Source organism: Actinocorallia aurea, assembly GCF_054783995.1.
In genome coordinates, this window is sequence record NZ_BAAGPQ010000020.1 from 134,554 (window position 1) to 158,819 (window position 24,266).

Consider the following 24,266-nt stretch of genomic DNA (forward strand, 5'->3'; position numbering starts at 1 on the left):
ACACAAGGGTTCGTTCGTATTCAATGTCGGCGAAGTCGAGTGAATGGCCGCTGTAGGACAGGTGAGAATAATTCGGTGCTCGGGTCCAGAGGTTTTCCGGGCAGCCCGGAACCACTTCTTCCTGTTGCCGGACTCTGCGCGGAGTCAGGTGCGCCGTCGGCACCGGGCCACGATCGCCCCGCCTCAGCTCTGCGAATGAGCATCGGAGCCGCGAATCCGGTGAGCATGAAGATCGAGCCCAGGAGGCACCAGCCCGGTCTGCCCAAATTCGTGCACAAGAGGACCAGAAATGCGGGCCCTACGAAGTCCGCCAGGCCCATGCCCAGGCCGAACACGCCGAGGTACTGTCCGGAAGCATGATCGGGCGCAAGCGTGAAGGAGACCTCGAAACCCGCCGCAGCGTGCCACAATTCGCCCACCGTATGGACGAGGGCGGCGCACAGGATGCCGGCGGTCGCCGCCCACACCGGAGCCTCGCCGACCAGGGACATGATCGTGCACGAGGAGAAGAAGGCCAGGCCCGCGCGACGGTAAGCGCGCCCTCCGCTCCGGGGAGAGGTGACGCCACGACTGGCCCGTACCTGGAAGAGAATCACCATGACCGCATTGACGATCATTGCCGTGGCCGTCAGCCACCGCGGCGAACCGGTCAGGATGAGCCACAGGGGCAGGCCCACGGTCAAGACCTTGAATTGCAGCGCCATGACGCCGTCCAGAAGAGCCAGGGTGACATAGCGGCCATCGTGCAGAGCGCACCACCGGTGTGCCGCCTGCGGGGCCGCGACCCGCCGCGCGGAGGGAAGCATGATGATCAGCGTGGCCGCGACCATGTAGGACAACGCGCTGCCTGCGGTGAGCACCCGATAGGCGAAGGAAGAATCGAACTGCGTGGCGCAGCCGGCTGCCAATGCGCCGAGAGAGATGCCCACGTTCGTGACGGAGCGCAGATACGCGCGGAATTCCTGTGGCCGCGGTCCGCCGTGCTGCCGGATCAAGGGGCTTCGCGCCGCGAGCCCCGCAGAATGCGCACACATGACCAGGCTGACGGTGATGGCGAAGCCGGTGAACGAGGTGCTCGCGATGAATCCGGCGGTGGCGGCGCCTCGCACCGACAGCATCAGTGCCATCACGCCGCGGGCGCCGCGCGCATCGGCCAGCCGCCCGACCATGACACCGGCCGCAAGGGACAGGAGCCCTGCGAGGCTCAGCCCCAACCCGACCTGCGCAACGGGAATCCCGATCAGCTGGTTGAAGTAGAGGACCCCCGCGGTGAGGAAGACACCGCTGCCGGCGGAGTACGCCAGGGTCGCGAAGGCCAGAAGGCGCTGTGGGCCGTTCTGGAGCAGGAGAGCCGTCATGGGTCGGGTTCGGTGCGGATCCGGTTTTCGGAACGCCGCGTCCGGCACGGGTGCGCGCACGTCGACGATCTGTGCTGGTCCTGAGGACTGATTACCGTTCGCCGCGGTGTGAAACGCCCCGTCATCCTGGGAAGGGGCGCGCGAGGCAATCAAAGGCCCTGGATACCGTCAAACGCAGGGTCTGCCGGATTGGCGCCCGGACAGGAGCGGAACATCAAGAGTGGCCTGTCTTCAGGATTTCTCGCGAGCGGAGGACGTCATGAGCGCCGAGCGTGGTCCGGGTCCTTTTTCGCTCGTGATCGAAGGATCCGGCAGGGTGAACGACATCGAATTCACTGCTTCCGGACGTGGAGAAGGCGACACGCTGACCGGTGATCTTGAATTCGAGGTTGCCTTCTCCGACGTGAGTGCGCACACCGACCCCTTCGCCAACCTCTTGGCGGTTCTGATCCTTCCTACCGGCTTGTTCGGGCGAGAAGGGGAGAATGCGGCGAACCTGCTGACGATCTCCGGTGGTGACTTCTTCTTCCGTCAGATTCTGTCCGGGCCGAACATCGCGGCACAGAGCAGCGGCCGGCTCGACCGCACCGGACCGCGTGAGTTCACGTGGACGTCGTTCGCCGAAGGACAGGTGGAACTCGCCGAGGTCACGGAGATCCAGCCGTTCAACGTGGTCATGATCCCGGCGGGCCCTGGTGGCATGATCGAAACCGCAGAGTGGCCCATCGTCGACGACGGTCAGGTCAAGCGCGTACACGCCATCCGCGACTTCACCTTCGATCCAACGGCTGGCCTTGCCGGGCACCAGCTGCGGCACGTCCAGATCGAGTCGGCATCCGATGGCCTAGCCCTCCGGCTCCGAATTCAATCCACCATTCGACGTCTGCAGACCCCCGCTCTTCACCGCCCGTAGCGATCAGCCTTGCCGCTGGAGCCGGTTCCAGGCCTGTTCGGCTGAGGCCGTGACCCGCCCCGAAGGGTCCGGGCAGTGCTCCCGCCGGCATGGGTGCGTCCGGATAGGTAGTTCATCTTGGCTCGTCAGTGGCCGTGATCGGTTCGAAAGTCGAGTTCCTCCACCGTCCGCATCCCGGTCCACGGGTTCGTACGGCGGGCTGCAGGGCCGGTGAGCCCGAGCAGCGGTGGGACGACCTCGTCGGCATCGTCCGGTCGATTCACCGACAGCGCCGCAGGCTGCGGGAGCGTTCGGGGGGCGGGTCAGGTGGGGGTGGGCAGGAGGGCGGTGAGGGTCGCGGTGATGGTGGTGGTGAGCAGGGCGGGGTCGTGGCCGGCCCGTTCGCGGACGCGCAGGCCGAGGACCGTGGTGAACAGGAGTTCGGCGGTGGTGTCGGGGTCGGTGGCGGGGGTGAGTTCGCCGCGGGTTCGGGCGGCGTGCAGGAGGTCGCGCAGGGCCTGGCGGGTGACGTCGAAGGCGGCTTCGGTGCGGGCCGTGACGTCGGGGTCGGTGGCGCCGAGCTCGGTGGCGGTGTTGACGATGAAGCAGCCCTTGCGGGGGTCGCCGGCGGAGGCTTCGGAGCCGTCGCCGGTGGGGGCGGGGCAGGTGACGAGCCAGAGCAGCCAGTCGCGCAGGGTGTCGCGGACGGGATCGTCGATGCGGTCCAGGAGGGCTCGGGCCTGGGCGGACTCGGTGGCGCGGTAGTAATCGAGGGCGCGCAGGAAGAGCGTGTGCTTGTCGGTGAAGGTGCGGTAGAGGCTGCTGGGCGTGAGGTCGAGCGCCGCGCCGAGGTCGCGGACGGAGGTGGCGTGGTAGCCGTGCCGCCAGAACAGGTCGGTCGCCTGGACGACGGCGTCGTGTTCGTCGAACTGCCGGGGTCGGGCCATGTCCGTCACTCTATCCGAGTTGTGGAGCGTTCGTTCCCGTACTAGGGTCCCTCGGCATACGGGAGCGATCGCTCCCAAATAGTGAGGGGGTGGACGGTGACGACTGCGGAACAGGACGCCGCCGCGACCGTCGGCGGCCCGGGGCCGGAGCGGACCCGGTGGGCGGCGGTCGCGGCGGTGGCGTTCGGCACGTTCCTTGTGGTGACCGCCGAGCAGCTGCCGATCGGGCTGCTGACGGCGGTCGGGTCGGAGCTGTCGGTGTCGGAGGGCACGGCCGGGCTGATGGTGACCGTGCCGAGCCTGGTCGCGGCCGTCGCGGCTCCGCTGGTGCCGGTGCTGGTCGGGTCGCTGGACCGGCGGGTGCTGCTGCTCGCCCTGCTGGCGCTGATGACCGCGGCGAACGTGGGGACGGCGCTCGCGCCGGGGTTCGCGGTGCTGGTGGCCTCGCGGGTGCTGGTGGGGGTGGCGGTCGGCGGGTTCTGGGCGGTGGCCGGCGGCCTCGCCGTCCGGCTGGCGGTCCCGGCGCATGTGCCGCGCGCGACGGCCGTCGTCTTCGGCGGGGTCGGCGCGGCGAACGTGTTCGGGGTGCCGATCGGCACGCTGCTGGGCGAGTTCACCGGCTGGCGGATCGCGTTCGCGGCGCTGAGCGCGCTGGCGCTGGCGGTGCTGGTGGCCCTGCTCGCGGTCCTGCCGCCGCTGGCGGCGGCCCGGCCGGTGCGGCCGGCGCTGCTCGCCGCGCAGCTGCGCAACCCGGCCGTCCGGGTGGGGATCCTCGCGACGTTCCTGCTGGTGACGGGCCACTTCGCCGCCTACACGTTCGTGGCCCCGGCGCTGCGCGACCTGTCGGGGATCGACGCGCGCCTCGTCGGTCCGCTGCTGTTCGGGTTCGGCGTGGCGGGCATGGCCGGCAACTTCGCGGCGGGGGCGGCGCTGGCGCGGCGCGCGCACCGCACGGTCCTGGTGATCGCCGTCGCGCTGGCGGCGGTGCTGCCGCTGTTCCCGCTGCTGGGCCGGAGTCCGGTCGGCGGGATCGTCCTGCTGCTGGTCTGGGGCCTGGCCTACGGCGGGGTGTCGGTGGGCCTGCAGACCTGGATGATCAGGGTCGCGCCGCGGGCCGTCGAGGCGGCCTCGGCGCTGTGGGTGTCGGTGTTCAACCTGTCGATCGGGCTCGGCGCGCTGGTCGGCGGCCTGGTCGTGGACGCGGTGTCCCCACGTGGGGTGCTGTGGCTGGGCGGCGCGTGCTGCCTGGCCGCGGCCCTGGCCGTCTGGACGGCCCGCGCCGATCAGCGGCTGGGCTGACCGGCGCGGTGCTTTGCACCGGGGCGCCGCCCCGGTGCAAAGCCCATGACCAGGACGGTCTTCGGCGGCATCATCCCTCGCCACTGCCGAGCTCCCCGCCCGCGCCGTGGGCGCCGGCTCCGCCGCCCTCATCGGCGCGAACGGATGCTCGCCGGACGCCTGGCGGACCTGCTGGTTCGAAGATGCCGTTGAACGCGGTGGAGCGCCGTCCGCACGTGCGGCCGGGGCATGAGCCCCGCCATTCGCTGACCCACGAAGGTCCGCGCGGCCGAAGGGCGCCGGATGACCCGGTCGTGTCCCCGCGGGTGTGCTGGTCAGGGCCGGTGGGCCCGACGTCGGCGCCCGCTACAAGAGGGCCGCCGCCGTCAACCTCACCGCGCTCATCGCGCTCACCCGCCACCACCTGCCCGAACTCTGCGACACCGCACAACAGGCGTGCGCCCAGATCCTCATGGCCACCGGCGCCGTCTGGACCCACTCACGCCCCTCGCCCGCCATGCTCCAGGCCTACGCGAAAGACCCCGGCCTCGCCGCCCTCAGCATGGACTTCGCCTCCGCCCTCCAAGAGACCGTCGCCACCCTCATCGCCGGCACGCTCAGCCGCGCCGAACCCCGCGCTCAGCCGATCGGCCCTTAGCGTCGATACCGGCCAGGGAACCACGGTGCTCATGTCCTCCCACCTCATCGGCGAAGTCGCCCGCACCTCCGACGACGTTCGCCGCCCGGTCGCCCGGCGCCGACCCGGCTGGCCGGTCGTCGGACGACGTGTCGGTCATGTCAATCGGTCGTGCCGGCGTGCACGGCGATGATTCGCCAGCCGTGCGTCTCGTCGTGCAGCCAGGTGCGGGTGTAGCGCATCCTGGCCGCGAACGGCGTGCCGGAGACGCTCCCTTCGATGGTGCCGAGAAACCACGTCACCCCGGTGCGCCCCTCGGCGAACACGGTCAGCTCCTCCTCGGCGACCTTCGTCAGCACCTGCGTCCGAGTGCGGTGCAGCTCCAGGTCATCCGCCTTGGTCGCGACGTTCGCACCGAAGGTGAAGAGCAGCCGATCATCCAGCAGGCGATCCAGCGCCTCGACATCGCCCGCAAGCTGCGCGGCCTGGAGTCGGCGCTCGGCGTCCCGCAAATCCTCCATCATGAGATCCACCCTCCCAGCCGGCGCCGTGTCCATGCCAGGACGTTCACGCTCGGCTGATCTTCGCGGTCCGTTCTCAGGCCACGAAGACCTGGCGGTAGAGCGCCGAGAGGTGGTCGGTGAGTTGCCGGCGGGTCCACTGCCGCTCGTTGAGGAGCAGGTCGATCACGTCGAACGAGCTGAGTGCGAGGAGCATGTCCGCCCCCGTCTGGATCGTCCACTGCGGGGCCAGCCGGCCCTCGTCGGCCAGCAGCTCGATGGCTCGCCGGCACCCGTCGTAGCGGGAGGCGGTGGCCAGTTCCCAGTGCCGGGCGGCGTCCGGGTCGTGGCGGGTCGCCTGCTGGATGGCGCGGGCGGTCGGCATGATCCGCGGAAGGAAGTCGGCCGCCACCTGGGCGCGGGCGTCCAGCGCCGCGATCCCGTCCGCCGCCTCCCAAAGGGGCCGGAAGGCGGCGTCGCGGTCCTCGACCTCATTGAGGTAGTCGAACAGCGCGGCGAGGAGGTCGCTGCGCGAGGAGAAATGCAGGTAGATGGCCCGTCGGGAGACTCCGGCGCGTTCGGCCACCGCCGCCATCGTGGCCGCCGCCGGGCCCTGCTGCTCGATCAGCTCCCGGGCGGCCTTGAGCAGTGCCCGGGAGGTGTGGCGACTGCGTGCGTTCTGCGGGGTCTCGATGGCGGCCATGTCGACAGCCTAGCCAAAACTTCACATGGTGTGTACTTTACGAAGTGCACACCATGTGAAGTTAGGAGCATCGTGATGTCGCTATTCGCCTCTCCTTAGCGGCTCCGGGGCCCCACCGACCTGTCGGTCGGCACGGTCGTCCTCGTCAGCGCGGCCACTGCGTTGACTCGGCCGGGGTGTGCTCCCGCTGCACTTGGCGGTAGGGGCCGTGGTCATCCCTGACCCGGCCATCACGGCCCGTCGCGCCGGTTGAACCACTGGCCGCCCGCCGGCCCGCGAACTTGGAGGTCTTCATGCCCGTCGGCTATCTGATCCCTGTGGCGCTCGTCGCGCTCGGCACGCTGTTCGCGCTGCGGCCGGTGCCGTTCGAGCGGCCGCTCGGCCGCCCGAGTTACTACTTCGGTCTGGCCGCCAACGAACTGCCGTTCGCGGCCTTCTTCTGGCTGCTGCTGCTCCCGACGGCGCTGGCGTTCGTTCAAGGCGACATCGACTCGGCGGGCGGCTGGGCGATCGTCGCCCTGGCCGCCGTGACCACGCTCGGGCTCGTGGTCATCGCCCATCGCGCGCTCGGCGACCGCGCGCGGATCGCCCGCGCCCTGGACCAAGGGCTGGGCGCCGGATGGCGCGCCGCCCTCGACGCCGACCTCGCCGCAGGGCTGCGGCGCCGGCCGCCGCTGGCCCGCATCCTGTTCCTGCCCATCCTCAAGCGCCGGCCGGATGTGCGGCGCGTGGCCGGCCTCTCCTACGGCGACGCGGGCCGCCGCAACCTGCTCGACCTCTACCACCACCGCTCACGCCCGCAGGGCGCGCCCGTCATGATCCACCTGCACGGCGGCCACTACGACAGCGGCCACAAGAACAGCCAGTCGCTTCCCCTGCTCTACCACCTCGCGAGCCAGGGCTGGGTGTGCGTCAGCGCCAACTACCGGCTACGGCCCCAAGCCCAGCACCCCGACCACCTGATCGACCTCAAGAAGATCATCGCCTGGGTCCGCGAGCACGGCCACGACTACGGCGCCGACCCATCGACACTGTTCGTCGCGGGCAGTTCGGCGGGCGGCCACATGGCGGCCCTGGCCGCGCTCACCCAGGGCGACCCCGCCCTCCAGCCGGGCTTCGAAGACGCCGACACCTCCGTGACCGGAGCCGTCTACCTGAACGGCTGGTACGGGCCCTACTTCAACGGTGAACCCGGATCCTCGCCCCTCGACCACATCGGACCGGACGCCCCGCCGTTCTTCGTGGCACACGGCGACCTCGACCCGCTGGTGCCCGTGACCGACGCGCGGAACTTCACCGACCGGCTACGCCAGGCCTCGAACGCCCCCGTCGTCTACGCCGAACTGCGCGGCGGCAACCACGCCTTCGACCTGTACCACTCCTTCCGCTTCGAGGCCCTCATCGACGCCATCGAGGCGTTCACCGTCCACGTCAGATCGCAGCACAAGACGCCCCGGCCTTAGCGCTCGACCTGCCCGGGCCGGCGGCACAGACCAGGTGGGGCTGAACTGCGGAAGTCCGCACTTCCAGCGCCGCGGGGGAGGAGACCCGGCACGCCCGCCGTCCGGCGAGAGCCCTTTCAAAGCGGAGCAGGCCGTAGAGGAACTGAGGGCCCCGGACGGCAAGCGGGAGCCGTGGTGGTGGACGGGGCCGGCGGGAACGCGACCGGGCGCGGGCGTTCTCGTCCCCCGTGCGAGCTACCCGAAGGTGTCCACCGCGTGGTGACGCTTCGGGAGCGGCGGATCTCTAGCGTCATGGGCAGCGGCGACGTCTCGTCGCGAAGCCCCCGTACTGGAGTCGTCATGCGGTTGTTGAAACAGCTCGTCCCCGTCGCGCTGGTCGCCTTCGCCGGTGGTACCGCCGTCGGCGCAGTGGAGGGGAATCCGTTCCTCACCCTGGTCGTCGGCCTCGCGACGGCGGCGCTCGCCGTGTTCGTGTACGCCCGCGTCGTGCGGTGGTCCGAGCGCCGCGCGCCGGTGGAGGTGGTCGGCGAGGGCTCCGTCTCCGCCGTCGGCCGGGGCGCGCTGATCGGGGTCGCGATGTTCGCGGCTGTCATCGCGAACATCGCGTTCCTGGGCGGCTACCGGATCGACGGCCTGGGCTCGCCGGCGGGCGCGGTCGGGCTGCTCGGCTTCATGGCCGCCGCCGCGGTGACGGAGGAACTGATCTTCCGCGGGATCCTGTTCCGGATCGTCGAGGAGCGCACCGGCACGTGGGCGGCGCTGACGCTCACCGGCGTCGTCTTCGGTCTGTCGCACCTGGCCAACGAGCACGCGAGCCTGTGGGGGGCGGTCGCGATCGCGATCGAGGCGGGCGGCATGCTCGCCGCCGCCTACGCCGCCACCCGCACCCTGTGGCTGCCGATCGGGGTGCACTTCGGCTGGAACTTCGCCGCGGCCGGCGTGTTCGGCGCCGAGGTCTCGGGCAACGGCGCCTCGCAGGGGCTGCTGCACGGCGTGACGTCGGGCTCCGCGCTGCTCACGGGCGGTGAGTTCGGGCCGGAGGCGAGCCCGTACGCGGTCGTGTTCGGCCTGCTGCTGACCGCGGCGTTCCTGTGGCTGGCCCGCCGTCGCGGCAACCTGGTCCCCTTCCGGCGCGGCGCGCGGGCGGAGACCCTCGCTAGGCTCGCCCGGTGACAGATCTGCGCGGGCTCCCGGACCGGTGGCGGCGGTGCGACGTCACGGTCCGGGACGCTCCGCTCGCGGTGCTGCTGGCCGCGGCGTCGTTCCTGCCCGCGTTCCAGGGCACCGGGACGCAGCTGGGCGACGTGCCGGTCCGGCCCTTCGACGCCCTCGCGGTCGTGGCGGTCGCCCTCCAGAGCCTCCCGCTCGCCGTGCGCCGGCGGTGGCCCGATGTCTGCCTGGTCCTGGTGGCGCTCGGTTTCGTCCTCGACCAGTCGCGCGGCTACCACGCGCTGGCGGGCACCGCGCTGCCCATCGCGCTCATCAGCGCCGGAGCCCATCTCGAACGGCGCCGCCGCCTCACCGTGGTCCTCATGTCCGCGGCGTACCTTCCGCTGGCGGTCGCGCTCGAGCGGCCCGACGGGGCCGAGCGGCCCGAAGGCTACGCGCTGTTCTACCTGGCGCTGGCCGCCTCCTGGGTCATCGGGTCCTGGCTGCGCTCCACCCGGGCCGCCGAGGCCGAACGCCGCGGCCACCTCGCCGAGGCCGCCCGCGCCGCCGAACGCACCCGCATCGCCCGCGAACTCCACGACGTCGTGACCCACCACGTGACGGCCATGGTCGTCCAGGCCGAGGCGGCGCGCTATCTGACCGCCGCGCCCGACCGCCTGGACGAGGCGCTCAACGCCGTCACCGACACCGGCAGGCGGGCCATCGCCGATCTGCGACATCTGCTCGACCTGCTGGACCCCGGCCATGACGCCGACGTCAGGACGCCGTCCGTCCGAGACCTCCGCACGCTCGTGGAGCAGACGCGCCGGGCCGGGCAGCCCGTGGAGCTCATCGAGGAGGGCAGCCCGGCCGAATCGGCGGGCAGCGAGGAGTTCGTGACCTACCGGGTGGTGCAGGAATCCCTGACGAACGCCCTCAAGCACGCGCACGGCAGCCGCACCGCGGTCCTCGTCCACTACGGGGCGAGGGAGATCGTCGTGGAGGTCAGCACCGAGGGATCCGGCGCGCGGGACGCCTCTCCCGGCGGGGCGGGCAGGGGCCTCGCCGGGCTCCGCGAGCGGGTCCACACCCTGGGCGGCGAGTTCAGCGCCGACCGGCGGGCGGGCGGCGGCTTCGTCGTGCGGGCGCGCATCCCCGCGGGGAGCCCGTCGTGAGCGCGCCGGTCCGGGTGCTGGTCTGCGACGACCAGGCGCTCAGGGTGCAACTGTGGGACGTGGAGACCCGCACCAAGCAGGGCGAGGTCCTGAGATCCGCCGCAGGCCAGGACGACCCCGGCGACCAGATCCTCAAAGTGGTGTTCAGCCCGGACGGCCGGCTGCTGGCCACCGGCACCAAGTACGGGGACGGCGCCGTCCACCTGTGGCGCCCCTGACTCCGCCCCCGGCCGCAGCATCTGGGCTTCCATCCGTGGCCAGTAGGGGGTGAAGCCTTGGGGGAGACCGGCTGCGCGATGAACGGGGCCTTTGAGGTCGATGAACGTGACGGGCGTACGCCCCGGGCCGGGGGCCGGGGCGTACGTGCGTCAGGCCTGCCGGATCTCGCTGTGCAGGTCGGGGCCTCGGGTCACCGGCACGCGCCAGGGGCCGGCTTCAGCATGCGCGGCTTTGGGTCCTCGATCCCGGTTCGAAACCGGCCGAGGTCGTCTCCGGCGCCGTGCGGGCTCGTCCGGCGGTAGAGCTCCCAGACGGGGATCGGGACGCGGGCGCGGGGCCGTCCCTCGGCGTCGACGGTCGTCATCGTCGCGTAGCCGTCGCCGATGCAGGCGTCGAACCGGCTGGCGATCCGCGAAGCGCCGCACTCTGGTGGCCATCGGCCTCTCACACTTCTGCCAGGGCGGGTGACGGGGCCGGCGCGCGCAGGTTGCCCACCGAGACGACGGCGGCGGCCACCGCGGCGACGACGGGCACGAGCAGCGCGGTGCGCAGGGAGTCCAGGCCGGGGCCTCCGGCCACGTACACGGCGGTGACGGCCGAGACGCCGAGGGCGGTGCCGAACTGGAAGGAGGTGTAGAGGAGGCCGCCGGCCAGACCGTGCTCCGCCTCGTCGATCCCCTCGGTGCCCGCGATGGTGAGCGGCCCGTACACGAGGGCGAAGGCGAGGCCGAGGAGCAGCATCGTCGGGAGCATCAGCGTGTACGACCAGTCCATGCCGAGCGGAAGGAACACGGCGTAGGCAACGGCCGCGAGCAGGACCCCGCCGAAGATCACCCGGAAGACGCCGAACCTCTCGATGAGTCTGGGCGTGAGTGTGGGCGCGAGGATCGCGTCGATGCCGATGACCGCCATCGCCAGGCCCGTCTGCACGGTCGACCAGCCGCGGATCTCCTGGAGGTAGAGGGTCACGAGGAACTGGAAGCCCATGAACGAGCCGACGAAGAGCAGCGCCGCGAGGTTCGTCCGGACGAGCGCGCCGGAGCGCAGGATGCCGAGCCTGACCAGTGGTTCCTTCGCCCGCCGCTCCACCGCGACGAACACGCCGGCCAGCGCGGCGCCGGCGAGGAACACCAGGGCCGTCAGCACGGGGCCGTCCCCGGCGTGCTCCAGGCGGACGACGCCGTAGACCAGGAGCAGCATCGCGCCCGTCACGCTGAACGCGCCGGCGAGGTCGAAGCCGCCCCGGGCGCGCTCGGGCACGCCGTCGTCGCGGACGAGCACGACGGCGGCGGCCAGGATCACCGCGGAGAGGATGACCGGCGCGAAGAACACCCAGCGCCAGCCGAGGGCAGTGAGAAGGCCGCCCGCGACCATGCCGAGGGAGAATCCGCCCGCCGCGGCCCCCGCGTAGACCAGCAGCGCCTTGGTGCGCACCGGGCCCGCGGCGAAGTTCGTCGTGATGAGCGAGAGCCCGGCCGGCGCCATGAACGCGGCGGCGACGCCGGTGACGAACCGGGCCAGCAGCAGTGTCCAGCCCCCGTCCGCGAGGCCGCCGAGCCCGGAGAACAGCAGGAAGACCGTCAGCCAGAGCAGGAACATGCGGCGGCGGCCCAGCAGGTCGGCGGCGCGCCCGCCGAGCAGCATGAAGCCGCCGTAGCCGAGGACGTAGGCGGACACGACGCCGCTCAGCACGCCGGTCGACAGGCCCAGGTCCGCGCGGATCGCCGGGAGGGCGACGTTGAGCATGGCGATGTCGATGCCTTCGAGGAAGATCGCCCCTGAGAGGACGAAGAGCACGCCCCAGGCTTTCGCCGACATCTTCTCGATCGGTGGATTCACCGTGACTCCAGGTTCCGGAAGGTGAGGTCGGTTACCTCTTGATACCGACCTCAGCCTGGGGCAGGATGCTGGATCATGGAAGAAGGCACTTCAAAGTACCCGGGTTACTGCGCGGATACCGGCGCCGACTACGACGTCCGCCAATGGGACACCCGCGAGGACTGCGAGGTCCGCCAGATCCTCGACCGCATCGCCGACAAGTGGTCGCTCCTTGTCATCGCGCTCCTCGACCGCCGCAGCCTGCGCTTCAGCGAACTGAAGCGCGAGATCGACGGCGTCAGCCAGCGCATGCTCACCCAGACCCTCCGCCACCTGGAGCGCGACGGCCTGGTCTCCCGCACCGTCTTCGCCACCGTCCCGCCCCGCGTCGACTACGCCCTCACCCCGCTGGGCGCCGGCCTCCACACCACGATCAAGGCCCTGGTCGACTGGACCGAGCACCACCAGAACCAGATAGCCGCAGCCCGCACCGCCTACGACGCCAGGGAGGCGGCGGCCGCCTCCCCCTGACGCGCCGAGGACTCGCAGCCACCCTCACCGACGCAGCCACCGCCCGCCGCCCGGCGGGTTCCAGGCGGACGACGACCTCCTTGAAGGTGGGCGTGTTGCTGTCGGCGACGCTGTCGAGGGGGACGACGACGGTTGGTCTCCGGGGCGAGGGCGCGCTCACGTTCGCGGGCCTCTACGGCATCCCGGAGGCCGACGCCGCCCAGGCTCTGGAGACGTTCGGCGGAGTCGAGCGCGAGCAGAGGACGGCTCGTCCTGGCCTTTCAGCCCTCCGGCCTGCACCGCGCCACCACCATCTACGCGAGATCGCCCTGTCCCTCGTCGCGGCAGACGAGACCGTCCTCCTACCGCTCCACCCAGCCCATCTCGTGGAGGGCGCGATCGCGGACGTCGAGTCCGGCCATCTGCCATGAGGACGGAGTGTCGTTGCGGCCGTCGAGCATGGGGCTGATCTGCATCCGGCCCCCCATGGCCGGCCCGTTCCGGTCGCCCGGAGCCCGGTCGCCGGGGCGCGGCCGCTCGCGACCCGGCTCCGGCACCGCGCTCTCTGGCGCGGCGCCGTCGGGCCGTGGTGTCAGAGGTCGGGGCGCAGGGGGCGGAAGAAGGTGCGCAGGTCGGTGATGAGGAGGTCGGGGGCTTCCATGGCGGGGAAGTGGCCGCCGCGGTCGAACTCCGACCAGTGGACGACGTTGTGCTCGCGTTCGGCGATGCGGCGGACGCCGGAGTCGCCGGGGAAGACCGCGACGCCGGTGGGCACCGCGGACTTCTCGACGGGACGGCCCCAGTCGGCCGCGGTCTCCCTGTAGAGGCGTGAGGACGACGCCGCGGTGCCCGTGAGCCAGTAGAGGCTGATGTCGGTGAGCAGCTGGTCGCGGTCGACGGCGTCGCCGGGCAGGTCGTGGGCCGGGTCGGTCCATTCCTTGAACTTCTCGGCGATCCACGCCATCTGGGCGGCCGATGAGTCGTGGAGGCCGAACGCGAGCGTCTGGGGGCGGGTGGACTGGATCATCGCGTAGCCGGCGCGGTCCTGGTCGGAGTAGGCGGACAGGCGCTCCAGTTCGGCCTCGGTCAGCCCTTCCCTCTCCTCGGGCGCGAACGTCGGGAATCCCAGCGCGCCGTTGACGTGGACGCCGACGACCTGCTCGGCGGCGATCCTGCCGAGCTCGGGGGAGACCACGGCGCCGCTGTCGCCGCCGTGCGCGCCGTAGCGGGCGTAGCCGAGCCCGTCCATCAGCTCGGCCCAGGCGCGCGCGACCCGGCGCAGATTCCAGCCGGTCTCGCGGGTGGGCCCGGAGAACCCGAAGCCGGGCAGCGACGGTGCCACCACGTGGAAGGCGTCGGCGGGATCACCGCCATGCGCGCGCGGATCGGTGAGCGGGCCGCCGTGCTCCCGCCGCATGGCGATCTCGGCCCAGAGGTCGCCGCACCCGCTGCTGCCGCGCGCGTGCTGCTGGACAGCAACCGCGGTGCGTCGTTCCTGGCGGTGCTGATCTCTGGCGCGGTCATGCTCGGGACTTGCTGTTTCTCACCTACTACCTGCAGCAGAACCTCGGCTTCAGCCCGATCAGGACGGGCTTCGCGTTCATGCCGACGGTCGCCGGCCTCATGCTGAGCTCTACGCTCTCCTCGGCCGTCCTGCTGCACCGCGTGGGGCCCAAGCCGATCGTCCCGGCCGGCACGGGTCGGTCGGTGGCCGGGCTGGTGCTGCCGACCGGCCTCGACCTGGGCACCGCCTACCTGCCCGACGTGGTCGTGCCGCTGGTCGTCATCGGCCTCGGCATGGGACTCATCATGGCCTCCGCCAGGAGCCTGGCCGTCTCCGGCGTGGAACCCGCCGACGCGGGCGTCGCCTCCGCCACGGTCAACACCACCCACAGGTCGGCGGCTCGCTGGACGCCTATGACGCGGCCTACTGGTGGCCCGCGGCCTTCTTCGCCGTCGGCCTCGTGCTGTACCGCCGCGGCGCCGCCACCGGGAAGTCCGAGGTGCCGGCCATCCACCTGTGACGCCCTCTCCGCGAACGGGCCGAGGGACCGCGCGAGCGGAGCACGCACCCGCAGCTCATGCTGCGGGTGGTGTGGCTCGTCATCGCGGCGGACGCCAGGAGCAAAGACATGCCCCACCGGGTCGCCACCGTCGACGGCGACCTCCACGACTCGGAGAAGGCCGTCCTCGCTGAACTCGGCTACCGCTGCCACCGCTCCTGACACCGCCCGCTGAGGGGGCAGGAGGTTCAGCGGGCGCGGATGAGGAGGGGCTGGGAGACCTCGGCGAGGAGGCCTTTGGGGTCGCGGAGGGTGGCCGCGGCGAGGCCGAGGCCGTCGTCGGACAGGTGGGTGCGGCACTCCATGTGGACCCATTCGCCGGTCGGCGGGCGCAGGAGCGTCGCGGTCATGGTGGGCGGGATGGAGAGCCAGCGGTCGGGCGGGAGCGTCAGGGACAGGCCGTTGGCGGAGTCGGCGACGATGAGCGCACGGGCGAGGCCGGTGATGTCCTGCCCGGCGAGGAGGGGGACGCGGACCCGCGTCCAGACTCCGGTGGTTCCGGGCGCGCCGGACTCGGTGAAGCGCCACTCGATGGCCTGGCCGTAGCCGAAATCGGAGGAGGCGACGGACTGAGGCCGCTCCGGCGCGACAGGGACCGGCGGTGGGGGAGCGGTCGGGGTCTCCACGGGCGGGGTGGGCCCGGTGGCGATGTACCAGGCACGGGCGGTGACCGCGGCCCGTCCGTCGATGACGAGGTCGGCCTGGGCGAGCCGGACGAGCCGGCCCGGCCGCAGCTCCGTCACCTCCACCCGCGCGGGACGGCGCGGGATCGGGCCGAGGAAGTCGACGCTGATGCGGCCCATGCGCGTCCCGGGCGCCGCGGAGCCGTCGAGGACGTGCGCGAGCAGTGCCGTCGGCGGGCCGCCGTGCTGGGCATCGGGATCCCACAGGCTCTGCGTCGCGCTCGTCGGCTCGAATCCTCCGTCGGCGGAGGGCAGGTAGAAGGCTTCGGGGAGCGCGCTCATGCACGGATCCTCCCAGCCTCCCCCGCCGCTCGACAGGCCGCCCCCGCCAGGAGGACGGCACCAAGGCGAGAGGCCTATCAGGAGGCGGCGCAGCGGGCCCAGACCCATTTGCCGGCCGGCGGTGTAGGGCGGAAGCCGCAGGCGGTGGCGAGGGCCTGGACGAGGGGCAGGCCCCAGCCGCCGCCGTGGTCCCAGTCCTCGGGGCGGGTGGCATCGAGCGTCGCCAGGGTGAGCGGCGCGGCGTTCCGGGGTCCGGGCAGGCGCGGGCTGGGGTCCCAGACCTGGAGAAGGACGGCGGCCGGTTCACGGGTGAGGTGGAGGCGCAGTTGCTCCCCGGGCGCGGCTTCGGCGGCGTTGGTCAGGATTTCGGAGGCGACAAGGAGAACGTCGTCCGAAATGCTCTCTAGATCCCATTTGTTAAGTCGCTGGGAAATGAGCGTGCGGGCCAGTCCGGGAGTGGCGGGAGAGGCCAGGAGGCGTAGATCGAGAATGTCGTGGCGCATGGTCCGATTCCGGTGTCGTCGCAGGTGGTCGGCGGTGTAGAACTGCGTTGACGATGGCAGTCATTCGGCCGTGGTCCGGATGTTCTGCGCGAACGCGATACAACGGAGGCGTTGATGCCGGTCGTCCGCGAGCCCCTCGACCCCCGCATTTCGCTGTGGCACTGGCTCGCCTTCCAGCTCCGCCACCTGCGCGAGAAGAACGACCTCACCCTGGCCCAGGTGGGCTCGGTGATCAGCGCCGCCCGCTCCACCGTCTCCAACATCGAGGCCGGCCGCCTCCGCATCGACGACCGCCAGGCCTTCCTCCTCGACCAGCACTACCGCACGGGCTTTCTACTCCAGCTCCTCCTCCACTACGCCCGCCTCGGCCACGACCCCGAGTGGATGAAGGAGTTCATCCGGTATGAGTCCGAGGCGCACGTCATCAAGGCGTACGCAGGGAACGTCATCCCGATCCCGTTCCAGACGGAGGGCTACATCCGAGGGCTGTTGAGCGAGAGCCTTCGCGGCCCGGAGGGAGTCGAGGCCGAGGTGGAGCGCCGCCTGATGGCGCAGGCGACCACGCTCGACCGCGAGGGTGCGCCCTGGGTTTGGGTCCTCATCGACGAGGCGGCCATCGAGATCCCCGCCGGAGACGCGGGCGTCATGATCGAACAGTTGGCGTATCTGCTCAGAATCAACCAGGGGACGAAGACCTCGGTGCGCATAGTCCCCAAGTCGGCAGGGCATCATGCGGGCGCAGACGGGAGATTCCGGATTCTCAGCCTGGAGTCGCGAGAAGTCGCTTATGCGGGTGCGAAGAACGGAGGCCGACTCATCGAGGAACCTTCCGAGACCCGCAGGCTCGGCATAGATTTCGACCGTATCGGCAGGATCGCCCTGTCCCAGGCCGAGACAAACGCCCGGATCCATCGCCAACTGGAGGTCTTCTCATCATGGATGTGACCTGGCGCAAAAGCTCCCACAGCGGAGGCGTCGACGACGACCTGTGCGTCGAGCTGGCCTCCATCCCCTCGGCCGTGGCGGTCCGGGATTCGAAGAACCCGGGTCTCGGCCATCTGACCCTGTCCTCCCGCCGCTTTGCCCGTCTGCTGTCCGGCATCAAGGACGCCCCGGCCTGAACGCAAGCGGAAGACGTCGAACCCTCTGAAGACCGGCAGCGTTCAACCCTGTGCCCGGACGGTCTGACGCCGGTTGACCGGAACCCGCGCACGGGCCGGCCGTGACCTGCGCTCAGGTGGTGTCGATGTCGGTCTCGCCCGGCTCGACGGGTGCGTCGTCGACCCCGAAGGACGCCATGAATTCGCGCTCTCGGGCGGAGAGGTAGGCGATGCGCGCCTTGATGAAACCCTCCTCGTCGGATTCGGCGAGTGCCTGGACCGCGTCAGTGGGGATGCCGTGGGATGCGAGGACCTCGTCTCGCGTCTTGCCGAGGTCCAGGAGCGCGGCGCGGACGGAGACGCGCGACTTGGTGGGCATGATGACCCGATTGGCCGGGCTGGAGGCGAGGGCGAGGCCGGTCCGCATGACGACCTGCCGGTACGCCGAGGTCGGGGACTCGGCGAGCAGCTCCGATGCCTGCAACTTCCGGCCTGCGGGGTCGACGCGGTGCGGGAACTCCCGCAGCTCCCACAGCAGGTAGGCCCTGACGCGGGCGCTGCGGAGGTCGAAGCGGTCGGGGAACGGCCTTGCCCGCCGCTCAGTTCGCGACAACCAACTCTCGCCTCGCGCGAAGGCCTTCATCTCGACGAGCGACTGAGCGCGATGACCTCCCGGGCGGCGGCGATGGCAGAGTCCGAGGGCCGGCTCGGAGGTGAGAACAGGGTCGCCACGTGTCCGCCAGGACGGCTCCCGGATCCTCGGCGGGGGGCGCGATGGCCGGGTTCCCCCGCATGGTGGGGAATCCCATGAGGTGCCCTCGGGCGGGTGTCGGGCCGGGGCTCGGGTTCGTCAGGCGGTGGTGAGGGCGGTGAAGGCCTGGTCGAGGAGGGCGGCGAGGTCTTCTTCGCCGTTGGAGGCGGACCAGTGGGTGACGGCGAGGCTGAGGCAGTCGAGGGCGGCGGCGGCGCGGACGGGGGCGACCAGGGGAGGTGCGGGGGAGGAGCGGTCGGCGAGTGCCTGGGCCAGGGCGGGGAGCCAGCTCGCCTGCTTCTCCAGCTGGCGGTTCTTGAGGGCGGGGCTCTGCTGGATGAGGCGGGTGACGGCGAGGGAGCCCGGCGGGTCGGCGCGGTAGGAGTCGAGGAAGGGGTCGAGGCAGCGGCGGAGGGCGGTCCAGTCGGACTCGTCGGCGGGGCGGGCGCGGAGGGCGGCCGCGGCCTGGGCGCCGAGGTCGTCCATGGCGCCGAGAACGGCCTCCTCCTTGCTGCCGAAGTAGCGCAGGAAGGTGCTGCGGGAGACGCCGGCGGCCGCGGCGACGTCGTTGAGGGTGACGTCGTCGAACCCCTCGCGCCGGAACAGCGCGATGGCGGTCCGTGCCAGTTCGGCCCTGATCGCCGCGCGGGCGATGTCCCTGGTCTTCGCGCGTGCCGAGTCCTCCACCGGCGGATCCTATCAACGCAGACACCTGCTCGCGCTCCTGAAATGGCATTGCTACTCTGACACTCAGTTTCAAGTTGGGTATGTCGATCCGGACCAGGAATGGGATTCCGTGGCGTCCGGACGGAAGAGGGAGACGATGATGTCCACCGCTGAGGTATCGAGCAGCTCGCTCGCCGAGCTCGTCTCCTTGCAGGGCAGGCGCGCGGTCGTGACGGGCGGGGCCCGCGGGCTCGGCAGGGCGATCGCCGAGCGGCTGGCGGAGGCGGGTGCCGACCTGCTGATCGGCGACATCGAGGTGGAGCTCGCCGCGTCCACCGCCAAGGAGCTCGCCGAGCGCCACGGGGTGCGCGTGATCAGCGCCGCCATGGACGTCACCGACGCGGCGTCCGTGGCCTCGGCCGCCGCGCGCGCGGTCGACGAGCTGGGCGGACTGGAGGTGTGGGTGAACAACGCGGGCGTGTTCCCCGCGGTCCCGCTGCTGGAGATGAGCGAGGAGACCTGGGACAAGGTGTTCGCGGTGAACGCGCGCGGCACCTTCGTCGGGGCGCGCGAGGCGGCCCGGCAGATGGCCGCCGCGGGCGGCGGCGGCGTGATCGTGAACGTCGTGTCCACCGCCGGTTTCCGCGGGAGCGCGCCGGGCCTCGCGGCCTACGTCGGCTCCAAGCACGCGGCGCGCGGCCTCACCCGGGAGATGGCTCTCGAACTCGCGCCGCTCGGCATCCGGGTGCTCGGGGTGGCGCCGAGCTTCGTCCCCACCGAGGGCAACATGCTGGCCGCGGCGGCCGCCGGGGTCGGTCCTGACGACGTCCCCCCGACGGACCTCATGTTCACCGCGCCGATCGGCCGGATCGGGGTGCCGGACGACATCGCCAGAGTCGTGCTGTTCTGCGCTTCGGACATGTCGGCCTTCATGACGGGCAGCACGCTGCTCGCCGACGGCGGCACCATGGCCTGACGCCGACCTCGCGTTCGAGTACGCCCGCCCGATCACCGCATCGGGCGGGCCTCCTCCATGCGCAAGCCCGTCTTCTCCGCCGGCTCCGAGCCGGTGCGGCGATGAGAATCATGCTCTCAGATTCAGAGAATCTGACATAGCATGCTCGGCGTCGCGCGGCGCGGCGGTCCGGTACCGACGGAAAGAGGAGATTCCATGGAGCTGGCAGGGCGTTCGGCCGTCGTGGCCGGAGGCGCGGGAGGGCTGGGAGGCGCGACGGTCCGGCGGCTGGCCGCGGCGGGTGTCGGCGTGGTCGTGCTCGATCCGAACGAAGAAGGCGCCGTCGCGCTCGCCGACGAGCTCGGCGACCGGGTGAGGCCCGTCGTGGGCGACAGCGCCGATGACGAAGCCGTCCATGCCGCTGTCGCCGCGGCGGGGGAGCTGGGCGTCTTCTCCATCGCCGTCAGCGCCACCGGGGTGGTCATCCGCAGCCCGCGCCTGGTGGGCTCCGACGGATCGGTGATGGACAAGGAGATCCTGCGCGCGAACTTCGAACTCCACGTGATGGGGCCGTTCAACCTGGCGCGCCTGTCGGCGGCGGCGTTCGCGGGCAACGATCCCGACAAGGACGGACAGCGAGGCGTGGTCGTGCAGACCGCGTCGATCAGCGCGTTCGACGGGCAGGCGACGATGGTCCCCTACGCCGCGGCCAAGGGGGCGGTCGTCAGCATGGTCCTTCCCATGGCGCGCGACCTGGCCCCGCTGGGCGTGCGGGTCTGCGCCATCGCGCCGGGCGCGGTCGCGACGCCGCGCCTGTCGTCGCCGCAGGCCCAGCGGGCCCTGATGGGCGACATCCTCTTTCCCGAGCGGCTGGGCAGGCCCGAGGAGTACGCGTCGCTGGTGGCGTCGATCATCGGCAATCCCTACCTCAACGGCGAGGTGATCCGGCTGGACGGCGCCACCCGCCTGTCGCCGGAGTTCGGCGCGCGGCCCTGAGCCCGAGCGCACGTCCGGCCGCCGCCCCCTGGTTCGGGGGCGACGGCCAGACGGGTCGGAGCAGCGCTCGGATCAGCGCAGGGGAACGGTGACGTAAGGCGTCATCGTGATGGGACCGAGGAGGCCCTTCACGGCGGCGTCGGACAGGACTCCGGGAGACAGGTATTCGTAGGTGTACCCGGCGGAGGCGGTGGCCGAGTCGACGCCGAGCATGTGCCCGGGGGACTCCTGGACCCCGACGCTCATCCCGGCGAGTCCGAGGTCCTGGTAGTAGACGGCGAGGTCGAGGCGGGGCTTGCCCTGCCGCAGGACCAGTTGCAGCCGGGACAGGTGGTCGTTGACGGAACGGTGGTCCCGCCACTGGGGCAGCCGGGGTCCGAAGAGCTCTCCCACGTTGAGGAAACCGCGGATGATCCACGGGTTGTAGCCGGGCCAGGCGCCGCCTTCGCCGACGTTCGGCGAGGCGAGCCCGGCAGGGGCGTCCTTGTAGGCGAACCCGTGCCAGACGACCTGGGTGACGCCGCCCGCGAAGGACTTGTAGACGGTGTCGAGGTTGCCGTTCTGAGCGTCGCCGTTGACCCACGGCTGGTCGGTCTTCACGTCCTGGTAGAGATCGCGTCCGGCGGCCGTCGACCGGTAGGCGCCGTTGAAGACGGCGCAGCACTCGGTCGAGATCCGGCTGGTGCCGGCGGCGTGCGCTCCTCCGGCGATGACCTTGTAGCTCTGCGGCGGTAGCGGGCGCCGCTGCCGTCGCTGAAGTCGAACGCCGGGATGGCGGTGCCCTGGGCGCCGACCCCGGTGAGGGCGGGCAGGGCGTCGGCGACGGAGTAGCCGCGCCGCTCGGTGAACTCCTCGGCGAAGTCCCAGGTCCAGAGCTGGTTGGCGCCCATTTCGAGGGAGTCCTCGAAGATCGAGCCGGGTGCGGGCATCCGGGCGAGGAGCCGCTTGGTCTCACGGGTGAGGATCGCCGAGTCCCAGAAGGAGGAGACGGCCTCCGCGCCCGCGCCGCTGAGGTGGTCGACGACGTAGTTCGGCGACGTCGCCGACATGCCCGTCTTCGTGAGCCCGTCCGCGGTCTGGTAGAAGGCGAGCAGGGCCCATGTCCCCGATCCGGCGGGGGCCGTCCAGGTGAGGGAACCGTCGCGGACCTCGTCGGTCAGGTCGGTCACCGTGGTGCGGTCCAGTTGCCGGGACCCGCCTTCGGGGAGCGGACACGAGGCCTCGGCGCACCGGGCGGCGACGACGGAGACCAGGGTCGTCTTCGCGCCTGACGGGACGCCCGCCGCGGGCCGGGGCAGCGTCCCGCTGAACGACGCGCCGGCCTCGACCAGGGCCGAGCCGTGCACGAGCTGCTGGGCGGCCGCCGGATCGTTGACGTCCTTGACCGTGGGCACGGTCGGCGGATAGTGCGGGCCCATGTTCTGGTCCACGATCAGGCCGTACTTGTTCGCCTCGGCGATGATGACCTGGAGCTTGCGCGTCCACCGCTCGGTGCCCCACCCGTGGGTCTCCAGGAAGCCGGGCCGCTGCCCGTCGGCGCCGGGCACGCCGAACGGGGCGACCTCGACGCCGCCGGCGCCCGAGGCGGCGATCTGCCTGATCTCCTCGCGCAGGTTCGCGTCATCGGTGGCGGCGAGGGGCACTCACCACCGGTACTTGGGCCGCACGCTCGCCGGCGGGTTCTGGAACGCGGACGAGGTCAGCTTCGGGGCGAGGTCGGGCACGGCGGAGCCGCGCGAAGCGGGGCCGGGCGCCGTGACGACCGCTCCCGCGGCGAGGCAGACGCTCATGCCGAGGGCGGACAGCCCGATGGCCAGGGCCCGGCGGACGTGGCCGCCTCGCGGAGGTGGCGGAGGTGGCGGAGGTGAAGCGGGGATCTGCTGCGCAGGGGTGGGCAACGTGGACACTCCATTCGGTCGGGGGCATGGGCGAAGGCGCGCTGAAAACGCCGTGAAGGTGCGTCGGACGCGGTCGCGCGCGAACGGTCAGGAGGAGGCGGCGGCGGAGATGCCCGTCACTGGGGAGCGGGAAGCCCCAGGTACCGGAACCGGCTGAGGACCGCCTCGTCGTGCAGGGCCTCGACGCCGACGACGCGGCCGGTGAAACCGCCGGCCACCTCGGTGGACAGGTAGCGCCCGTCGATCTCGGCCAGGGGGTCCAGCTCTCCGTCGCGCACCAGGCCGAATGCGAGGCGGTCGGGTCCGTTGCGGCGGTCGAAGCCGGCGGCGCTGCTCGTGGCACGGACGGCGAGCGCCGCATCGGGGCCCGCGCCGGTGCGTTCGGCGATGATCTGGTCGAGCGGGCCGATGACGACGCGCACGGACACGGTCCCGCCCACGCGCTCCACGGCGGCCCAGTGCGCGTCGTCGACGCGGACGGTCAACGCCGCGTCCCCTCGGGGCACGGCGGCTTCGACCTGCCAGTCCGCGTCCTTCACCCGGACGGCGAGGAGCCGCCGCGCCTCGCGGTCCTGCGGTGCGCGGCCTCCCGAAAGGACGGCGCCGTCCTCCTCGTGCCGGACGAACGACCGGGGGTCGACGCCCGGGGCGATCCACCGCGGATGCAGGGAGCCTCCGGTGAACTCGTCGGTGAAGGACGTGGGCGCCGCCGGCACCTCGAAGGCCCGCTCGTCGGCGACGGGCCATCCGTCGGCCCAGCGGATGCCGGTCAGGAAGGTCTCCCGGCCGTTGACGTGCCACCGCGGGAAAGCGCCCCGCGTCCGTACCCCGAGGTGGACCATGGCCCACCGGCCGTCCGGCCCTTCCACGAGGTCGGCGTGGCCCGCGTTCTGGACCGGGTGCTCGGTGCTGCGGTGGGAGAAGAACGGGTTGGCCGGATGCCCTTCGAACGGTCCGGTCGCCGACCGCGAGCGCGCGACGGAGACGCAGTGACCGCGTCCCGTTCCGCCCTCGGCGATGACGAGGTACCACCAGCCGTCGTGGAAGAACACGTGCGGCCCTTCCGGATGGGACAGGCCGGTGCCGCTCCACATCTCGCGCGGCTCGCAGAGCAGCCGACCGGTGTCGGGGTCGACCGCGGCCTGCATGATGCCGAGCATCGACCAGGTGAGGTGGCAGGTGCCCGAGGCGTCCCACGACAGGTCGGGGTCGATCCCGACCGCGCCCTCGGTGTACACCGGGTCGCTCCAGTCGCCCGCGGGGTCGTCGGTGTGCACGATGAGGTGCCCGCGGTGGAGGTCGGTGACGTTGGTCGTGGCGAGGTAGAAGACGCCGTCGTGGTGGCGCAGGGTCGGCGCGTAGACGCCCGCGCCTGCTCCGGCCGGACCGGGTGCCACGTTGAGCTGGGACGGGCGGTCGAGCACGTTGCCGATCTGCTCCCATCCGACGAGGTCGCGGCTGTGGAAGATCGGGATGCCCGGGAAGTATTCGAAGCTCGATGTCGCCAGGTAGTAGTCGGCACCGACGCGGCAGACCGACGGGTCGGGGTGGAAGCCCGGAAGGATGGGGTGGGTGCTCACACTGCGTCTTCCTGGAGGCGGCGGGGTGCTGTCGACGCAGATTCCAGTCTCGGCCGCCATGGGGCGGCAAGCGGTTGCCGCTTGTTGCCCGGGAAGGGGCGGCTTTTGCGCGATGGCGAAGGCCGCGGTGGCGGCGCCGG

At 71.6% G+C, this 24,266-nt stretch carries 30 protein-coding genes; 14 read left to right on the forward strand and 16 right to left on the reverse strand.

Annotation, left to right across the window (positions count from 1 at the left end; all coding sequences use genetic code 11):
• Window positions 1–20 precede the first annotated feature (20 nt).
• Entirely contained in the window at window positions 21–1,358 is a 1,338-nt protein-coding gene (locus ACYVOM_RS24660) for an MFS transporter (protein ID WP_460305860.1), read from the reverse strand.
• 259 nt (window positions 1,359–1,617) lie between these two features.
• On the opposite strand from ACYVOM_RS24660, the gene ACYVOM_RS24665 reads away from it, so the two are divergent.
• Window positions 1,618–2,271 (forward strand): hypothetical protein, encoded by a 654-nt coding sequence (locus ACYVOM_RS24665; protein ID WP_460305861.1) that lies wholly within the window; start codon window positions 1,618–1,620, stop codon window positions 2,269–2,271.
• Window positions 2,272–2,573: 302 nt separating this feature from the next.
• Here the strand turns inward: ACYVOM_RS24665 and ACYVOM_RS24670 are convergent, their stop codons facing one another.
• A complete protein-coding gene (locus ACYVOM_RS24670) occupies window positions 2,574–3,197 on the reverse strand; it encodes a TetR/AcrR family transcriptional regulator (protein ID WP_460305862.1) in 624 nt (207 codons plus the stop codon).
• Between the two features lie 96 nt (window positions 3,198–3,293).
• Here ACYVOM_RS24670 and ACYVOM_RS24675 point away from each other — a divergent pair, with 96 nt between their 5' ends.
• Window positions 3,294–4,496 (forward strand): MFS transporter, encoded by a 1,203-nt coding sequence (locus ACYVOM_RS24675; protein ID WP_460305863.1) that lies wholly within the window; start codon window positions 3,294–3,296, stop codon window positions 4,494–4,496.
• Between the two features lie 307 nt (window positions 4,497–4,803).
• Entirely contained in the window at window positions 4,804–5,133 is a 330-nt protein-coding gene (locus tag ACYVOM_RS24680) for a hypothetical protein (RefSeq protein WP_460305864.1), read from the forward strand.
• Window positions 5,134–5,273: 140 nt separating this feature from the next.
• Here ACYVOM_RS24680 and ACYVOM_RS24685 read toward each other — a convergent pair whose 3' ends face one another.
• The gene (locus tag ACYVOM_RS24685) at window positions 5,274–5,669 is read right to left on the reverse strand and encodes a nuclear transport factor 2 family protein (RefSeq protein WP_460305865.1); all 396 of its coding nucleotides are present in this window, start codon (window positions 5,667–5,669) and stop codon (window positions 5,274–5,276) included.
• 40 nt (window positions 5,670–5,709) lie between these two features.
• The gene (locus tag ACYVOM_RS24690) at window positions 5,710–6,315 is read right to left on the reverse strand and encodes a TetR/AcrR family transcriptional regulator (protein ID WP_460305866.1); all 606 of its coding nucleotides are present in this window, start codon (window positions 6,313–6,315) and stop codon (window positions 5,710–5,712) included.
• A gap of 293 nt (window positions 6,316–6,608) precedes the next feature.
• Here ACYVOM_RS24690 and ACYVOM_RS24695 point away from each other — a divergent pair, with 293 nt between their 5' ends.
• From ACYVOM_RS24695 to ACYVOM_RS24710, 4 genes are all read left to right on the forward strand, one after another.
• The gene (locus tag ACYVOM_RS24695; RefSeq protein ID WP_460305867.1) at window positions 6,609–7,778 is read left to right on the forward strand and encodes an alpha/beta hydrolase; all 1,170 of its coding nucleotides are present in this window, start codon (window positions 6,609–6,611) and stop codon (window positions 7,776–7,778) included.
• A 339-nt stretch (window positions 7,779–8,117) separates the two neighbouring features.
• Window positions 8,118–8,951, forward strand: coding sequence for a lysostaphin resistance A-like protein (locus ACYVOM_RS24700; RefSeq protein ID WP_460305868.1), 834 nt, complete (start codon window positions 8,118–8,120; stop codon window positions 8,949–8,951).
• The gene (locus ACYVOM_RS24705; RefSeq protein ID WP_460305869.1) at window positions 8,948–10,102 is read left to right on the forward strand and encodes a sensor histidine kinase; all 1,155 of its coding nucleotides are present in this window, start codon (window positions 8,948–8,950) and stop codon (window positions 10,100–10,102) included. Before ACYVOM_RS24700 ends, ACYVOM_RS24705 begins: the two co-directional genes overlap by 4 nt.
• On the forward strand, window positions 10,099–10,320 hold the full coding sequence (locus ACYVOM_RS24710; protein ID WP_460305870.1) for a hypothetical protein: 222 nt from the start codon (window positions 10,099–10,101) through the stop codon (window positions 10,318–10,320). Before ACYVOM_RS24705 ends, ACYVOM_RS24710 begins: the two co-directional genes overlap by 4 nt.
• Before the next feature lie 191 nt (window positions 10,321–10,511).
• Here the strand turns inward: ACYVOM_RS24710 and ACYVOM_RS24715 are convergent, their stop codons facing one another.
• On the reverse strand, window positions 10,512–10,769 hold the full coding sequence (locus ACYVOM_RS24715) for a hypothetical protein (protein WP_460305871.1): 258 nt from the start codon (window positions 10,767–10,769) through the stop codon (window positions 10,512–10,514).
• Window positions 10,766–12,160 carry an MFS transporter gene (locus tag ACYVOM_RS24720; RefSeq protein WP_460305872.1) on the reverse strand — a complete coding sequence of 465 codons (1,395 nt, stop codon included), beginning with the start codon at window positions 12,158–12,160 and terminating at the stop codon, window positions 10,766–10,768. The genes ACYVOM_RS24715 and ACYVOM_RS24720 overlap by 4 nt, the downstream gene beginning before the upstream one ends.
• Window positions 12,161–12,235: 75 nt before the next feature.
• On the opposite strand from ACYVOM_RS24720, the gene ACYVOM_RS24725 reads away from it, so the two are divergent.
• Together ACYVOM_RS24725 and ACYVOM_RS24730 are read left to right on the forward strand one after the other, a co-directional pair.
• Complete coding sequence (locus tag ACYVOM_RS24725) at window positions 12,236–12,670, forward strand: winged helix-turn-helix transcriptional regulator (RefSeq protein WP_460305873.1); 435 nt, start codon at window positions 12,236–12,238, stop codon at window positions 12,668–12,670.
• A gap of 95 nt (window positions 12,671–12,765) precedes the next feature.
• Window positions 12,766–13,080 carry a hypothetical protein gene (locus ACYVOM_RS24730; protein ID WP_460305874.1) on the forward strand — a complete coding sequence of 105 codons (315 nt, stop codon included), beginning with the start codon at window positions 12,766–12,768 and terminating at the stop codon, window positions 13,078–13,080.
• 161 nt (window positions 13,081–13,241) lie between these two features.
• Here ACYVOM_RS24730 and ACYVOM_RS24735 read toward each other — a convergent pair whose 3' ends face one another.
• Both ACYVOM_RS24735 and ACYVOM_RS24740 read right to left on the reverse strand, forming a co-directional pair.
• Window positions 13,242–14,066 carry an alpha/beta fold hydrolase gene (locus ACYVOM_RS24735; RefSeq protein ID WP_460305875.1) on the reverse strand — a complete coding sequence of 275 codons (825 nt, stop codon included), beginning with the start codon at window positions 14,064–14,066 and terminating at the stop codon, window positions 13,242–13,244.
• Window positions 14,067–14,400: 334 nt separating this feature from the next.
• Window positions 14,401–14,667 carry a hypothetical protein gene (locus tag ACYVOM_RS24740; RefSeq protein ID WP_460305876.1) on the reverse strand — a complete coding sequence of 89 codons (267 nt, stop codon included), beginning with the start codon at window positions 14,665–14,667 and terminating at the stop codon, window positions 14,401–14,403.
• Window positions 14,668–14,730: 63 nt separating this feature from the next.
• Here ACYVOM_RS24740 and ACYVOM_RS24745 point away from each other — a divergent pair, with 63 nt between their 5' ends.
• Window positions 14,731–14,874, forward strand: coding sequence for a hypothetical protein (locus ACYVOM_RS24745; RefSeq protein WP_460305877.1), 144 nt, complete (start codon window positions 14,731–14,733; stop codon window positions 14,872–14,874).
• A 26-nt stretch (window positions 14,875–14,900) separates the two neighbouring features.
• On the opposite strand, the gene ACYVOM_RS24750 is transcribed toward ACYVOM_RS24745, so the two are convergent.
• Entirely contained in the window at window positions 14,901–15,677 is a 777-nt protein-coding gene (locus ACYVOM_RS24750) for a thioesterase family protein (protein ID WP_460305878.1), read from the reverse strand.
• Between the two features lie 77 nt (window positions 15,678–15,754).
• Window positions 15,755–16,180 carry an ATP-binding protein gene (locus tag ACYVOM_RS24755; protein ID WP_460305879.1) on the reverse strand — a complete coding sequence of 142 codons (426 nt, stop codon included), beginning with the start codon at window positions 16,178–16,180 and terminating at the stop codon, window positions 15,755–15,757.
• A gap of 114 nt (window positions 16,181–16,294) precedes the next feature.
• On the opposite strand from ACYVOM_RS24755, the gene ACYVOM_RS24760 reads away from it, so the two are divergent.
• A complete protein-coding gene (locus ACYVOM_RS24760) occupies window positions 16,295–17,125 on the forward strand; it encodes a helix-turn-helix domain-containing protein (protein WP_460305880.1) in 831 nt (276 codons plus the stop codon).
• Complete coding sequence (locus tag ACYVOM_RS24765; protein ID WP_460305881.1) at window positions 17,116–17,301, forward strand: DUF397 domain-containing protein; 186 nt, start codon at window positions 17,116–17,118, stop codon at window positions 17,299–17,301. Before ACYVOM_RS24760 ends, ACYVOM_RS24765 begins: the two co-directional genes overlap by 10 nt.
• A gap of 112 nt (window positions 17,302–17,413) precedes the next feature.
• Here ACYVOM_RS24765 and ACYVOM_RS24770 read toward each other — a convergent pair whose 3' ends face one another.
• Both ACYVOM_RS24770 and ACYVOM_RS24775 read right to left on the reverse strand, forming a co-directional pair.
• Complete coding sequence (locus ACYVOM_RS24770) at window positions 17,414–17,893, reverse strand: hypothetical protein (protein WP_460305882.1); 480 nt, start codon at window positions 17,891–17,893, stop codon at window positions 17,414–17,416.
• Window positions 17,894–18,130: 237 nt separating this feature from the next.
• Complete coding sequence (locus tag ACYVOM_RS24775) at window positions 18,131–18,718, reverse strand: TetR family transcriptional regulator (protein WP_460305883.1); 588 nt, start codon at window positions 18,716–18,718, stop codon at window positions 18,131–18,133.
• A 139-nt stretch (window positions 18,719–18,857) separates the two neighbouring features.
• Here ACYVOM_RS24775 and ACYVOM_RS24780 point away from each other — a divergent pair, with 139 nt between their 5' ends.
• Window positions 18,858–19,673 (forward strand): SDR family NAD(P)-dependent oxidoreductase, encoded by an 816-nt coding sequence (locus tag ACYVOM_RS24780; RefSeq protein ID WP_460305884.1) that lies wholly within the window; start codon window positions 18,858–18,860, stop codon window positions 19,671–19,673.
• Window positions 19,674–19,868: 195 nt separating this feature from the next.
• Window positions 19,869–20,648 carry an SDR family NAD(P)-dependent oxidoreductase gene (locus ACYVOM_RS24785; RefSeq protein WP_460305885.1) on the forward strand — a complete coding sequence of 260 codons (780 nt, stop codon included), beginning with the start codon at window positions 19,869–19,871 and terminating at the stop codon, window positions 20,646–20,648.
• Between the two features lie 72 nt (window positions 20,649–20,720).
• On the opposite strand, the gene ACYVOM_RS24790 is transcribed toward ACYVOM_RS24785, so the two are convergent.
• From ACYVOM_RS24790 to ACYVOM_RS24805, 4 genes are all read right to left on the reverse strand, one after another.
• Window positions 20,721–21,248 carry a hypothetical protein gene (locus tag ACYVOM_RS24790; protein WP_460305886.1) on the reverse strand — a complete coding sequence of 176 codons (528 nt, stop codon included), beginning with the start codon at window positions 21,246–21,248 and terminating at the stop codon, window positions 20,721–20,723.
• Window positions 21,245–22,291, reverse strand: coding sequence for a glycosyl hydrolase (locus ACYVOM_RS24795; protein ID WP_460305887.1), 1,047 nt, complete (start codon window positions 22,289–22,291; stop codon window positions 21,245–21,247). Before ACYVOM_RS24795 ends, ACYVOM_RS24790 begins: the two co-directional genes overlap by 4 nt.
• A complete protein-coding gene (locus ACYVOM_RS24800) occupies window positions 22,292–22,546 on the reverse strand; it encodes a hypothetical protein (protein ID WP_460305888.1) in 255 nt (84 codons plus the stop codon). It abuts the gene before it with no gap.
• A gap of 116 nt (window positions 22,547–22,662) precedes the next feature.
• Window positions 22,663–24,126 carry a glycoside hydrolase family 43 protein gene (locus ACYVOM_RS24805; protein ID WP_460305889.1) on the reverse strand — a complete coding sequence of 488 codons (1,464 nt, stop codon included), beginning with the start codon at window positions 24,124–24,126 and terminating at the stop codon, window positions 22,663–22,665.
• Window positions 24,127–24,266: the final 140 nt, after the last annotated feature.

Coding starts and splice junctions, on each gene's coding strand:
- ACYVOM_RS24725 (WP_460305873.1), top strand. CDS start 12,236: ATGGAAGAAGGCACTTCAAAGTACCCGGGTTACTGCGCGGATACCGGC.
- ACYVOM_RS24670 (WP_460305862.1), bottom strand. CDS start 3,197: ATGGCCCGACCCCGGCAGTTCGACGAACACGACGCCGTCGTCCAGGCG.
- ACYVOM_RS24700 (WP_460305868.1), top strand. CDS start 8,118: ATGCGGTTGTTGAAACAGCTCGTCCCCGTCGCGCTGGTCGCCTTCGCC.
- ACYVOM_RS24690 (WP_460305866.1), bottom strand. CDS start 6,315: ATGGCCGCCATCGAGACCCCGCAGAACGCACGCAGTCGCCACACCTCC.
- ACYVOM_RS24785 (WP_460305885.1), top strand. CDS start 19,869: ATGGAGCTGGCAGGGCGTTCGGCCGTCGTGGCCGGAGGCGCGGGAGGG.
- ACYVOM_RS24685 (WP_460305865.1), bottom strand. CDS start 5,669: ATGGACACGGCGCCGGCTGGGAGGGTGGATCTCATGATGGAGGATTTG.
- ACYVOM_RS24745 (WP_460305877.1), top strand. CDS start 14,731: ATGCTGCGGGTGGTGTGGCTCGTCATCGCGGCGGACGCCAGGAGCAAA.
- ACYVOM_RS24735 (WP_460305875.1), bottom strand. CDS start 14,066: ATGCGGCGGGAGCACGGCGGCCCGCTCACCGATCCGCGCGCGCATGGC.
- ACYVOM_RS24750 (WP_460305878.1), bottom strand. CDS start 15,677: ATGAGCGCGCTCCCCGAAGCCTTCTACCTGCCCTCCGCCGACGGAGGA.
- ACYVOM_RS24755 (WP_460305879.1), bottom strand. CDS start 16,180: ATGCGCCACGACATTCTCGATCTACGCCTCCTGGCCTCTCCCGCCACT.
- ACYVOM_RS24765 (WP_460305881.1), top strand. CDS start 17,116: ATGGATGTGACCTGGCGCAAAAGCTCCCACAGCGGAGGCGTCGACGAC.
- ACYVOM_RS24695 (WP_460305867.1), top strand. CDS start 6,609: ATGCCCGTCGGCTATCTGATCCCTGTGGCGCTCGTCGCGCTCGGCACG.
- ACYVOM_RS24760 (WP_460305880.1), top strand. CDS start 16,295: ATGCCGGTCGTCCGCGAGCCCCTCGACCCCCGCATTTCGCTGTGGCAC.
- ACYVOM_RS24665 (WP_460305861.1), top strand. CDS start 1,618: ATGAGCGCCGAGCGTGGTCCGGGTCCTTTTTCGCTCGTGATCGAAGGA.
- ACYVOM_RS24780 (WP_460305884.1), top strand. CDS start 18,858: ATGTCCACCGCTGAGGTATCGAGCAGCTCGCTCGCCGAGCTCGTCTCC.
- ACYVOM_RS24660 (WP_460305860.1), bottom strand. CDS start 1,358: ATGACGGCTCTCCTGCTCCAGAACGGCCCACAGCGCCTTCTGGCCTTC.